General features: G+C 69.7%; 9 protein-coding genes. 5 read left to right on the top strand and 4 right to left on the bottom strand.

Annotation, left to right across the window (positions count from 1 at the left end):
- Positions 1-411: 411 nt before the first annotated feature.
- A complete protein-coding gene (locus IEY81_RS04165; protein WP_189117181.1) occupies positions 412-2,304 on the top strand; it encodes a CHAT domain-containing protein in 1,893 nt (630 codons plus the stop codon).
- A 199-nt stretch (positions 2,305-2,503) separates the two neighbouring features.
- Here IEY81_RS04165 and IEY81_RS04170 read toward each other — a convergent pair whose 3' ends face one another.
- The 4 genes from IEY81_RS04170 to IEY81_RS04185 form a co-directional block, all read right to left on the bottom strand.
- Positions 2,504-3,127: a DUF5317 family protein gene (locus IEY81_RS04170; protein ID WP_189117182.1), complete on the bottom strand. Its 624-nt coding sequence runs from the start codon at positions 3,125-3,127 to the stop codon at positions 2,504-2,506.
- Positions 3,128-3,711: 584 nt separating this feature from the next.
- Entirely contained in the window at positions 3,712-5,769 is a 2,058-nt protein-coding gene (locus IEY81_RS04175) for an acyltransferase family protein (protein ID WP_189117183.1), read from the bottom strand.
- 102 nt (positions 5,770-5,871) lie between these two features.
- Positions 5,872-6,921 (bottom strand): LLM class flavin-dependent oxidoreductase, encoded by a 1,050-nt coding sequence (locus tag IEY81_RS04180; protein ID WP_189117184.1) that lies wholly within the window; start codon positions 6,919-6,921, stop codon positions 5,872-5,874.
- Between the two features lie 8 nt (positions 6,922-6,929).
- Positions 6,930-7,724 carry a deoxyribonuclease IV gene (locus IEY81_RS04185; RefSeq protein WP_189117185.1) on the bottom strand — a complete coding sequence of 265 codons (795 nt, stop codon included), beginning with the start codon at positions 7,722-7,724 and terminating at the stop codon, positions 6,930-6,932.
- 82 nt (positions 7,725-7,806) lie between these two features.
- Between IEY81_RS04185 and IEY81_RS04190 the strand changes: the two genes are divergently transcribed.
- The 4 genes from IEY81_RS04190 to rpsF all read left to right on the top strand — a co-directional run bounded on the left by IEY81_RS04190 (position 7,807) and on the right by rpsF (position 11,984).
- Positions 7,807-8,127 (top strand): metal-sensitive transcriptional regulator, encoded by a 321-nt coding sequence (locus tag IEY81_RS04190; RefSeq protein ID WP_165112733.1) that lies wholly within the window; start codon positions 7,807-7,809, stop codon positions 8,125-8,127.
- A gap of 32 nt (positions 8,128-8,159) precedes the next feature.
- On the top strand, positions 8,160-8,363 hold the full coding sequence (locus IEY81_RS04195; protein ID WP_189117186.1) for a heavy-metal-associated domain-containing protein: 204 nt from the start codon (positions 8,160-8,162) through the stop codon (positions 8,361-8,363).
- A 5-nt stretch (positions 8,364-8,368) separates the two neighbouring features.
- On the top strand, positions 8,369-11,593 hold the full coding sequence (locus tag IEY81_RS04200; RefSeq protein ID WP_189117187.1) for a heavy metal translocating P-type ATPase: 3,225 nt from the start codon (positions 8,369-8,371) through the stop codon (positions 11,591-11,593).
- A gap of 103 nt (positions 11,594-11,696) precedes the next feature.
- Positions 11,697-11,984, top strand: a complete 288-nt coding sequence (gene rpsF / locus IEY81_RS04205; protein WP_189117188.1) for a 30S ribosomal protein S6 — start codon at positions 11,697-11,699, stop codon at positions 11,982-11,984.
- Positions 11,985-12,055: the final 71 nt, after the last annotated feature.

Genomic DNA, 12,055 nt, shown 5'->3' on the forward strand with positions numbered 1-12,055 from the left:
GCGGAGTCAACACTCGCGTACCTTGCAGCGGACGATTCGAACTTCGACACGGCCCTGGATCTACTTGATCAGGCATTGAGCCTCGACGGACTCAGGGGCAAAACGTTCGGCGCCCTCCTTCAACAACGTGCGACGCTTCTGCGCCGCGCGGGGCGAGCTGCGGAGTCGCTCGCGGTGTTCGGGGAGGCGATCAGAGCTCTCGCCGACTATCCCCAAGACCTAGCGGACGCGTACCTCAACCGAGGTACGGTCCACCTCGACCGCTTCGACCTCGAGGCAGCCGTTGAAGACTTTCGAAAGGCCGCGGCCAGCTACCTGGAGACGGGGAACGCCCTAGCGGCGGCCCAAGCGGATCACAACCGTGCCTACGCCCTCTTTCTTTCGGGCGATCTCGTCGGCGCGCTCGCGCTGATGGAATCCTCGTATGAGCCCCAAGCAGCGGCCGGCCCTCTGGTCAAGGCGGTGTGCGACGCCGACCGGGCCGAGGTGCTGATGGCTGCGGGGCTGACGCGGCAGGGCGGCGAGATGCTGCGCCAGGCGGCCGAGGCGTACGAATCGAAGGGTCAGCGCCAACGGCAGGGTGAGGCCGAGTTGGCGCTGGCTTCCCATCTGGTGCCGACGGACCCGGTTGAGGCTGTGCAGGTGGCGCGCTCGGCGTTGAGCCGGTTCGAGGAGGCGCGGGCGCCGGGACTGGCGCTGCGTGCTCGCGCGGTGGCGTTCGAGGCGGCGGTGATGGCCGGGGAGGATCCGAGCGAGGACGGCGAGGCGCTCGCTGCTCCGCTCGACGAGCAGGGACTGAGCTGGCCGGCTCTGCGAGTGCGCCTGCAGTCCCGGTTGGCTCGTATCCGCTCGGCGGACCACGGCGGCCTGCCCACGAGGCCGGCGAGTACGCGGGTGATCGGCCCGGTCCCGCGGGAGGCGCCGATCGACATCCGCCTGCTCGAGCGCGAGCTGCGCGCCGAGCTCGCCGTGATCGCCGGTCGTGGCGGCGCCGGGCTCCGGGAGCTGCGGTCGGGGCTCGACGACTTCCATCTGTGGCAGAGCTCGTTCGGCAGCCTGGACCTGCAGACCAACGTCGCCGGTCACGGCAGGATTCTGGCCAAGCGAGGTCTCGAGCTGGCCGTGCAGTCGGGCAAGACCGATGCACTCTTCGAGTGGTCGGAGCGATCGCGGATGTTGGCGTCGAGGGTCCAGCCGGTGCGGGCGCCCTCCGACCCCCAGCTCGCCGCAGACCTGGCCGAGCTGAGGAGTGGCGTCACGCCTGAGCGGGAGACCGAGCTGCGTGAGCAGATCCGCCAGCGCGCCTGGCGGGTGAAGGGATCCGGCCAGGTCTCGGACCCGGTCTCCCTCCTGGACCTGCAGGACCGTATCGGCAAGCACGCGCTCGTCGCCTACGTCGTCGCGGCCGGCTGCATCGTCGCGGTCGTGGTGACCGACAAGGGCACCACGAGAGTCGACCTCGGCGACCGGGCTGCCCTCGGATCACTCCTCGGCGGCCTGCTTCCCGACCTCGACGTCGCAGCGAGCGACCTGCCGGGGCCGCTGGGCGCCGCTGTACGCGGTGACTTGGCGGCCCGCCTCCAACAGCTGTCCGACCTGCTGGTCACCCCGGTGCTCGAGCAGGTCGGGGATCGACCTGTGGTGCTGACCCCTTCGGCGATCCTGGCGACGGTGCCGTGGACGCTGTTGCCGGGCTTCACCGGCCGACCGGTGACCGTCGCCCAGAGCGCCACCGCATGGTTGAGCCGTGCGGATACGCCACTGCGCACCGCCACCGCCGGGTTCGTCGCCGGACCGCGGGTGATGCGCGCCGCCGACGAGGTGGCCAAGAGCGCCACCGCATGGTCCGGCGCGCGCACCCTGACCGGCTCCGATGCCACCGCGGCCGCCGTGTCCGCGCTGGCGGGCGAGGTCGACGTCCTCCACCTGGCCGCCCACGGTCACCACTCAGCGGACAACCCGCTCTTCTCGGGACTCGAGCTCATCGACGGCACCTGGTACGGCTACGACATCGACGGCCTCGCCGCCGTCCCCGACGTCGTGCTCCTCTCGGCGTGCGAGGTCGGCCGGTCGACGATCCGGTGGGGCGAGGAGCTGATCGGTCTGGTGGGCGCCTGGCTCCACGCCGGAGCCCGCGCCGTGATCGCCTCGCCGGCCGTGGTCGCCGACGAGGCCGCGTACGAGGTGTTCAGCCGACTGCACGGCGCGCTGGCGAAGGGTCTGGGCCCCGCAGAGGCGCTCGCCGAGTCGCTTCCGCCGACGACGACGGAGGCGCCGCCGGCTCCGTTCGTCTGCTTCTCGTAGCGAGCCTGGATCGGCGGGCGCGACGCTGCGTCCACGCCCGCCGATGCTGTGCTCAGTCGGGCTGGTTGTGCGGCGCGGCGAGGGCGTAGATCGCCAGCGCGGTCGGCACGACCGTGGCTCCGGCCAGGTACAAGCGTGCCTTCAGGTCGTTGAAGCCCATCAGTTCCTCCTCTCGTGGGATCGGGCAGATCGGTGCGGGTCACACCGATGGCTGGATCGCCCCGCCCGACGGGGTGGCGGCGTCCGGCTCGTCCTCAGGCTTCGACAGGCAGCAGGCGACGATCAGCAGGACGAGACCGGTCAGCAGGAACAGGTCTCCGAGGCTCAGAACCTTCATCAGCACCGGAACGGGGATCACGTCCGCTATCGGTGTCCAGAGCGGGGACACGGCGCCGAGACGGACATATCCGGGCGCGTCGGTGGCCAAGGCTGCGTCGGTGTACCCGGCGATGCGGGCGCCGGGGAGGCTGTAGGGCATCGCTCCGAGGACCGCGATCGGGATGGCGTTCGACATGGTCCCGAGCGGGATCAGCGACAGTGCCCAGCGCCCGGTCCCCCGGGTCCACAGAGACCTGTTCAACCACGAGAACGTCAGAGCCACCGCGATGACCAGAACTGCGTAGACACGCCGTTCGACTGCGCCTGGAACCTGCTCGGGCCACCACCCCTCGACGTGCACGAACTGGAGAACCGCAGCGATCGCGATCAACCAGGTGCCGCGGAGTCTCGTCAGTGAGGTCGCGACGTTCGGGCGCGCGACGATGATGACGACGCCGATGACTGCGGGCAGCAGCATCAACGTGAGCATTCCCGGACCAGGCATGAGCAGGAGGCTATTAGCGTTCGAGCAGGTCCGGAGAGGATTTCGGGCAACTCGTCCAGGAATGTCCGAGGGTCGTGGGTCAGCCGGAAGGCGGTCGAAGAAAAGCTTCGCGAACGTGTATCAGGCGGGCTGCTGCGTACTCCTTGTGGCTGTCCGGGCCGGTATCGGGGGATTCGGTTCGGACGCTGAACGCCGCGGCCTTCGGGGGAGGGCCTGCGGTTTCGGGGCCGCAGCGCGGGTTGGGCACGAGGGGGATGCCCAACCCGCGTCGGGCCGGGCGTGGCGCCCAGGGCCGGGTGGGGCGGTGAGGGGACTTGACTGCCCCACCCGACAACCTTCGATTCTTCCGCTCCCGCATCGCCACGGCAATGCTTCGGCAGCGCAGAACTGAAATGTGTTCTAGGTGGAACACATTGTTCGGCCGCGGGTCTCGACAGGCTCGACCACCGGTGGGCAGGGTCTAGTCGGAACGCCGTGGTTCGGCCGCGGGTCTCGACAGGCTCGACCACCGGTGGGCAGGTTCTAGTCGGGACGCGATGGTTCGGGAGTGGGTCTCGACAGGCTCGACCGCCGGTCGGCAGATTCTAGGCGGGGCGGCCCAGGCGGCCGAGGCGCTTGCCGAGAGCCGGGGTCACCCGGTTGACCCAGGTCGCGGTGATGTGGGAGTCGTCGTAGTAGGTGACAACGTCACCGACGACGAGCGGGCAGCGCTCGCTGCAGACGAGGTCGACGATGTCGACGTACGCCGCCCTGGTGCCCTCGAGCGCCTCCTGGGTCACCTCGTTGGAGTCGACCTCGGTGCCGTCGGCCTTGACCACGCAGTCCTCGAGGAGGTTGCGGGCGTCGGAGAGGCACTCGCCGGGGTCGTCGTCGACCGATGGGACGTCGGCGAAGACGCGTACGTCCGGAGTGATCTTCTCGAAGGACCGCACGCCGCGGCGTACGCCCTCGCGCCACTGCTGCTCGGTGGAGACGCCGTCGCGCTCCTTCATGTCGAGCATGCCGCGCGCGCCGACGACGATCGTCTCCGGGTCGAGCTTGGTGATCTGCTCGTTCGTCCACTCCCGGAAGTCCTCGCACTCCTCGACGGACATCTTCGAGGAGGTCTGCTTGACGCCGTAGGCCGCACAGGCGAGCTTCACGAACGGCACCAGCCGCACGTGCTGGCGCTCGGCAAGGGTGTCGAGCGCGGGCAGCCACATCCCGATGTGGGAGTCGCCGACGACCGCGACCGTACGCTTCGCCTTCGGGTCGCCGTAGACACAGTCGCCGTCGAGCTTGGTCTCGCCGTAGCCGGCGTAGCAGTAGCCGCCACGCTCAGCCCACGAGTCCTCGGCGTCGAACTCGACCTCGGGCGGCAGCGGCGCGCCGTCCTCGGCGGCCTTGATCGTCTTCTTCAGCACCCCGGTGACCGGCTTGTTCTCGGTCTCGAGGAGTTCGGGGTTGTCGGCGAACCACTCTTCGGCGTTGGCCTTGGCGACGTCGACCTGATAGCCGGCGTACGCCTGCGAGCTCGTGCCCGCGACCAGGGCGAGCGCCGCGGCGGCCGGCCAGAGCGCGAGCGCCCGGCGGCCCTTGGTGAGGTGAGGGATCTTGTGGCGCTGGAACGGCATCTCGATCCAGTGGTAGCTGGCCGCGGAGGCCGCCAGGATCATCGCCAGCATGATCAGCAGCTGGCGGACGCCACCGCCCGGGATCGCCTCGGGGGCGAGGATCAGGATCGGCCAGTGCCACAGGTAGAGGCTGAAGGAGATGTCACCCAGATAGCGCAGCGGCTGCTTGGAGAGCAGCCAGCCGGTCGGGGTGGCGGGGCCGGCGAGCAGGAGCGCGACCGTGGCCAGCACGGGGACGGTGGCGTGCCATCCCGGGAAGTGGGTGGCCTCGCTGAAGCTCATCGTGGCGTAGACCAGGCCGCCGACACCGGCAACACCGAGAGCGGCCGCGCCGACCCGGCGGACGGCGGTCGACGTGGTGGTGACCTGCAGGCGGCCGGCCAGGCAGGCGAGCAGGGCACCGGCGGCGAGCTCGAAGGCGCGGGCCGGGGTGGAGAAGTAGGCCGTGGTCGGGTCGGAGGCCGTGACGTGCACGGACCAGACGAGGCTGACCACGGCGACGAGCGCGGCCAGCGCGGTGATCGCGCGGCGGCGGTGGTGCTTCGGGATCCACAGGGCGACCGCGAGGACGAGCAGCGGCCAGACGACGTAGAACTGCTCCTCGACCGACAGCGACCAGTAGTGCTGGAACGGCGAGGGCGCGGCGTTGTTGAAGTAGTCGACGGCTTCCTTGGCGAAGTGGACGTTCGCCAGGAACACGGCCGCCCAGCCCGCGTCACCGGCGATCTGGTCGGTGCGGGTCTGGGGCAGGACGATCGCGCTGTAGGCCAGCACGACCAGCATCGTTGCGGTCGCCGCCGGCAGGATGCGTCGGGCACGGCGGGCGTAGAACTGGCTGATGCTGACTCGGCCGCTGCGGTCGGTCTCCCGCAGCAGCAGAGTGGTGATCAGGAACCCGGAGAGGACGAAGAAGACGTCGACTCCGACGAAGCCTCCCTCGAACCCGGAGAGCCCCGCGTGCCCTGCGATCACCAGACCGACAGCGACGGCACGGAGACCCTGAACATCGGCGCGCCAATTCGTGCTCATTCGATTAAGAATAAGTCAATGGCCCGGTTGGGTCATAGCCAGCGATCCCACTGGGTGGTCCTTCTTGACCAGTATTCAGGCGCTGTTCAGCGGGTTCTTGCCTCAGCGAGCGGCGCGTCCCGGCGTCCAGCCGAGCATCGGTCCGAGCCGGGTCGCCATGTCGGTGAGGATCTGCACGTAGTCGTCGTGGCCGAAGGTGAACGGGAGCGCGAAAGCGACCTCGTCGACCGCCCGGAAGCCTGCGTGCGCGGCGAGCATCTCGGCCAGCTGCTCGCTGCTTCCGACCAGGTCAGGAGCGAAGAAGGCGCGCTTGTGGGGACCGAGCTGCTGCGGCTCGCGGGTGCGGGGCAGCCGGGCCGCTGCGTACGCCTCGTACCGCTGTCGCTGCTCCGGGGTCGCTGAGTCGGTGGGGATCACCACGAGGCCCTGGGAGACGCGGGCTGCCTCGCCGGCCGGGTGGAGCGAGCGGAAGAGGTCGATCTGGGCGCGCTGGATCTGCGCGAAGTCGTCGCCCTCGGCGTCGATCACGCTCGAGGTGAGCAGGTTGAGGCCGTGCTCGGCGGCCCAGGTGACGCTGCGGGTGGAGCTGCCGCCGTACCAGACCCGGTCGCGCAGGCCGGGCGACTGCGGCTGGATGCTGCGGGAGAAGGTCTCGATGCCGCGGGTGCCCTCGAAGGTCGAGACCGGCTTCCCCTCGAGGTTGTGGAGGAGCCGTTCGACGCGGGTGTAGGTGAAGTCCTCGACGTCGTGGGTGTCCGGATAGAGGTGGTCCTTGAGCGCGTCGTAGTTCATCGGCGGCCCGACGCTGACGCCCGCGTTGATCCGGCCGCCGCTGCCGCGGTCGGAGAGTACGTCGACGGTGCCGAGGTCCTCGGCGAGGCGGAACGGGTTCTCCAGACCGAGCGGGGTCACCGCGGTGCCGAGCTCGATCCTCGACGTGCGCTGAGTCGCCGCGGCCATCACCGCGATCGGCGAGGAGATGCCGTACTGCAGGTGTCGGTGGCGCAGCCAGGCCGAGTCGAAGCCGAGCTCCTCGCCCAGCTCGATGATCTGCAAGGTCTCCTCGTGGCCCGCGGCGGGCGCGGCGGGGTCGAAGAGCCCGATGGTGAGGAAACCGAGCCTGCGCAGAGGCCTCGTAGGCTCCGTGGTCATGGTCCCGGTCAGAGCCGCTCGCGGAGCCAGGCGAAGTCGCTGGCGTGCTGCTCGGCGCCGCCGGGGGTCTCGCAGATCACCGGGGCGCCGGCATCGCGAACCACACCGGCGAGGAGGTCGGGGTCGATGCGGCCGGCGCCGAAGTTGGTGTGGCGGTCGGCGCCCGAGTCGAACTCGTCGCGGGAGTCGTTGCAGTGGACCAGGTCGATCCGGCCGGTGATCTTGCGGACGTCCTCGACGATCGTCTCGAGCGGGTTGCCGCCGGCGTGGGCGTGGCAGGTGTCGAGGCAGAAGCCGACGTCCTCCGCGCCCTCGGCCTTGCTGATCGCCTCCCAGACGCCGGCGATCCGGTCGAGGTAGCGCGCCATCGCGTTGTCGCCGCCGGCGGTGTTCTCGATCAGCAGCGGCACCTTGATGTCGGTCGCCTCCACGGCCTTGCGCCAGTTGTCGAAGCCCTTCGCGGGGTCGTCGTCCTTGTTGACGTGCCCGCCGTGGACGATCAGGCCCTTCGCGCCCACCTCCGCGGCGACGTCCATGTGCTGCTGGAGGAGCTTGCGGCTCGGGATCCGGATCCGGTTGTTCGTGGTGGCGACGTTGATGATGTAGGGCGCGTGGACGTAGAGGTCGACGCCCTCCTCCTCCGCGCGAGCCTTGAGGGCGGCAGCGCCCTCGGCGTACGTCACCACCGGGCCCTTGTAGGACTGCGGGTCGCCCAGGAAGAACTGCACCAGGCTCGCTCCGCGCGCGGTCGCCTCGGCGACGGGGTCGGTCTGGTCTACGTGGGCACCGATCGCAACAGCCATGTGGTCAGTCTAGGACCCGGCACCGACGGCCTCCGACGCAATTCGGATTGACTTCATACCTTACGGGGGTATGGTAGACGCCATGGACGAGCACAGTGGGCACGAAGGCCACGCAGATCACGGATACCTCCACAACAAGAACAAGGAGGCCTATCTGAAGCGCCTCAAGCGCATCGAAGGTCAGGTGCGCGGGCTGCAGCGGATGGTCGAGGACGAGGCCTACTGCATCGACATCCTCACCCAGGTCTCCGCCTCCACGAAGGCGCTCCAGGCGGTGGCCCTCGGGCTGCTCGACGAGCACCTCGGTCACTGCGTCGCCGGCGCCGTGCAGAACGGCGGCGCCGAGGCCGACGAGAAGCTCGCTGAGGCCTCTGCCGCCATCGCCCGCCTCGTCCGATCCTGATTGTCAACAATCCAACAACCTTAGGAACCGTCATGAGCACTCAGAACTTCACCGTCGTCGGCATGACCTGCGGCCACTGCGTCGCCTCCGTCACCGAGGAGGTCACCGAGATCGCCGGCGTGAGCAACGTCGACGTCGACCTGGCCTCGGGCAACGTCACCGTCACCTCTGACGAGCCGGTCTCCGACGACGCCATCCGCGCGGCCGTCGAAGAGGCCGGCTACTCGCTGGCCTGATCGCCATGGCCCCCACCGCCGCCACGCCCACCGAGGAGCAGCTCGAGATCGAGGGGATGACCTGCGCGAGCTGCGTCCGCCGGGTCACCAAGGCCATCAGCCGCGTCGAAGGCGTCGAGGACGCCAACGTCAACCTCGCCACCGAGACCGCCCTGGTGCACTTCGATCCCGCCCGGACCGATCTCGCCGAGATCAGCGCCGCCATCGAGAAGGCGGGCTACCAGGCCATCCTCCGATCGTCGACTGTCGACAATCCGGATGAACCCGAGGCCGAGACAGACGACCGAGAGGCACGCCGCGAGAACGAGCTCGTCCAGCTCAAGCGGCGATGGATCACTGCGCTGGCGGTGGGGCTGGGCCTGATGGCGCTGATGTACGTCCCGCTCCCGGTGAACGCCATGGAGCCGGTCATGTCGATCGTGCTCGTCGTCGCCGCAGTCACCCAGTGGTGGGCGGGCCGCGACATCTATCTCGCCGCGGTGCGGGGCATCCGCCACGGCTCCGTCGACATGAACACCCTGGTCACGCTCGGCACCGGCATCGCCTTCGCCTACAGCGCCTTCGTGACCTTGTGGATGGGGCAGGCCGAGGCCTGGGGGCTGCCGCTCCACCTCTACTTCGAGACCGCCCTGGTCATCGTCGCGCTGGTGCTGATGGGCCGCTGGCTGGAGGCCCGGGCCAAGTCGCGTACGGCTGATGCGGTCAAGGCCCTGGTCGGCCTGATGCCGGAGACGGCGACGGTCGTACGCAACGGCCGAGACGTCACCGTGCCCGTCGCGAACCTGCAGGTCGACGACCGGATCCGGGTCCGCGCAGGCGAGAAGATCCCGGTCGACGGCCGCATCGTCGCGGGCTCGTCCTACGTCGACGAGTCCATGCTCACCGGCGAGAGCGACCCGGTGCGGAAGGTCGAGGGCGACATCGTCATCGGCGCCACGATCAACCAGACCGGCTCGTTCGAGATCGAGGCGACCGCGGTCGGCTCCGAGACCACCCTGGCCCAGATCATCGCGATGGTCGAGTCGGCCCAGGGCTCCGGCACCAAGCTGCAGCGTCTCGCCGACCGGGTCTCCGCCGTCTTCGTTCCCGCTGTGCTGGTCGTCGCCGCGCTGACCTTCCTCGGCTGGCTCCTCCTCGGACCCGACACCGAGCGGCTGACCAGCGCGGTCACTGCTGCGATCGCGGTCCTCATCATCGCCTGCCCGTGCGCGCTCGGCCTCGCCACACCGGCCGCGGTCATGGTCGGCGCCGGCCGCGCCGCCGAGCTCGGCGTGCTCGTCGGCTCGGGCGAGACCCTCGAGCGCGCCCGCTCGGTCACCGCCATCGTCTTCGACAAGACCGGCACGATCACCCACGGCAAGCCCGAGGTCTCGGACATCACCCCCGCTGACGGCTGGACGCCCGACGAGCTGATCCGCATCGCAGCCGCCGCCGAGACCGGCAGCGACCACCCGCTGGCGACCGCCCTCCGCGCCCGCGCCGGAACCCCTGCCGAGGCGTCGGCCCGGTCGGCCGAGCGGTCACCTGGTGACGTCTCGACCGACGTACGCGACGTCTCGACCGACGCGCCTGACGTCTCGGCGTTCGAGGCACACCCGGGGCGCGGAATCAGCGCGATGGTCGACGGTCGACGCGTCCTCGTCGGCAACTCCGCGATGCTCGCCGAAGAGGACATCGAGGCCGCCGACGACGGCTCGGTGCTGATCGCCGTCGACGGTGCGTACGCCGGGTCGATCCGGGTCGAGGACCAGGTGCGGGACGAGGCCAGGGAGACCGTCCGCCTGCTCGAGGAGTCGGGCGTCGAGGTCCACATCCTCAGCGGCGACGCGGCCGAGACGGTGGCGCGGGTGGCCGACGAGGTCGGCGTGAGCCACGCGTCCGGCGGTCTGCTGCCCGAGCAGAAGCTCGCCCGGATCCAGGAGCTTCAGGTCGGCGGCAAGGTCGTCGCGATGGTCGGCGACGGGATCAACGACGCTCCGGCGCTCGCCCAGGCCGACGTCGGGATCGCGATCGGCACCGGCACCGACGTCGCCCTGGCCGCCTCCGACATCACCCTGGTCGGTGGAGACCTCCGCGGCGTGGTCACCGCGCTCGCCCTCTCCCGCCGCACGGTCGCGACGATCAAGCAGGGCCTGTTCTGGGCCTTCGCCTACAACGTCCTCCTGATCCCGGTCGCCGCGCTCGCCCTCCTCGACCCGGTCCTCGCCGGCGCTGCGATGGCGATGAGCTCGGTCAGCGTCGTCACCAACGCGCTGCGGCTGCGTGGCTTCCGCCGCCCCGAGACGCCCGAGGCGTACGCCGGTCGCGGCTTCCTCACCAAGGCCCGCGACGGTGGATACCTGCTGGTCACGGCCGTGATCGCGCTGGCGATCGGCGGCAGCCTGACCTATCTCTCCCGCACCGAGCCGGCCCAGCGCGGCATGAACGGCATCCTCGAGTGGGCGCAGGGGATGAGCCCGATGCGGCCGTCGATGACGGAGATGCACGAGGTCGACATCGCTCCGGTCGCGGCCGAGGACGCCGGGGTCGACGTAGCGATGACCCGCCGCGACGGTGGGCTCCGGTTCCTGGTGACCGACGCCGAGACCGGTGAGCCGGTGACCGACCTCGGTCGCACCCACCAGGCCTGGATGCACGTCATCGTGACCAGCCAGGACCTCTCCTGGTTCCGTCACCTGCACGCGGAACCCACCGGGCGGCCGGGCGAGCTCGAGACCGACGTGGCCTTCCCTGCCGGCGGCACCTACCGCGTCGACACCGAGTTTCGCCGGCGTGCTGACATCGCCGACGTGCTCGATCGGCAGCAGCTCACGGTCGGAGGTACGCAGCCCGCGGCCGTCCCGCTCGAGGCCGGGCCGCGCTCGTCGACCGTCGGCGACGTCACCGTCGAGCTCGAGGGCGATGTGGTGGCCGACCAGGAGACCGACCTGCACTTCCGCTTCACCGACCGAGGCGGCCGGATTGTCGACGATCTACAACCCTATCTGGGAGCGGCCGGCCACGTCGTGGTGATGAGCGCGGACGGCGCGACGTTCGTGCACGGTCACGCCGAGGGCGAAGGCCTGGCAGTGCCCGGCGCGACCTTCGGGCCCGAGCTGGAGCTGCACCTGGACGTACCGAAGGCCGGGCTCTACCGCTTGTGGGCACAGTTCCGGCTGGGCGCCGGCGAGGTCATCACGGTGCCGTTCACGGTCGAAGCCGTGGATTCGGCCGCGGAATCCGCTGGTTGATACCCTGACGCGTCCCTCTCCACAGGCGGAGATGGGACATCGCATCAGCCCTCCTGCCATGGAGAGACCATGGCCGCCGAGTCCGTAGGAGGTGGAGAACGCTATGCGCGCCTATGAAGTAATGGTGATCCTCGAGCCCAGCCTCGATGAGCGCACCGTCGCCCCGACCCTTGACAAGTTCCTGAAGGTCGTCACCAACGATGGTGGCACCGTCGAGAACGTCGACGTCTGGGGCCGTCGCCGTCTGGCCTATGAGGTCAACAAGAACGCCGAGGGCATCTACGCGGTCATCAACCTGACCGCCGAGCCCAAGACGGTTTCCGAGCTGGACCGTCAGTTCGGCCTCAACGAGCAGATCCTGCGTACGAAGGTCATCCGCCCGTCCAAGTGACGCGGATGTCTCCGTCGGAAATGTCGGTAGGTCCGACTATGTTCGGGGCCTGAAGAGGAAACTCTCCTGAA

The sequence above is a fragment of the Nocardioides luteus genome (assembly GCF_014648595.1).
In the GTDB taxonomy this organism is placed as follows: Bacteria; Actinomycetota; Actinomycetes; order Propionibacteriales; family Nocardioidaceae; genus Nocardioides; species Nocardioides luteus.

Excerpts from the sequence above, each read along its gene's own strand:
- IEY81_RS04165 (WP_189117181.1), top strand. The coding sequence starts at position 412 with ATGGAATCCTCGTATGAGCCCCAAGCAGCGGCCGGCCCTCTGGTCAAG.
- IEY81_RS04170 (WP_189117182.1), bottom strand. The coding sequence starts at position 3,127 with ATGCCTGGTCCGGGAATGCTCACGTTGATGCTGCTGCCCGCAGTCATC.
- IEY81_RS04175 (WP_189117183.1), bottom strand. The coding sequence starts at position 5,769 with ATGAGCACGAATTGGCGCGCCGATGTTCAGGGTCTCCGTGCCGTCGCT.
- IEY81_RS04180 (WP_189117184.1), bottom strand. The coding sequence starts at position 6,921 with ATGACCACGGAGCCTACGAGGCCTCTGCGCAGGCTCGGTTTCCTCACC.
- IEY81_RS04185 (WP_189117185.1), bottom strand. The coding sequence starts at position 7,724 with ATGGCTGTTGCGATCGGTGCCCACGTAGACCAGACCGACCCCGTCGCC.
- IEY81_RS04190 (WP_165112733.1), top strand. The coding sequence starts at position 7,807 with ATGGACGAGCACAGTGGGCACGAAGGCCACGCAGATCACGGATACCTC.
- IEY81_RS04195 (WP_189117186.1), top strand. The coding sequence starts at position 8,160 with ATGAGCACTCAGAACTTCACCGTCGTCGGCATGACCTGCGGCCACTGC.
- IEY81_RS04200 (WP_189117187.1), top strand. The coding sequence starts at position 8,369 with ATGGCCCCCACCGCCGCCACGCCCACCGAGGAGCAGCTCGAGATCGAG.
- rpsF (WP_189117188.1), top strand. The coding sequence starts at position 11,697 with ATGCGCGCCTATGAAGTAATGGTGATCCTCGAGCCCAGCCTCGATGAG.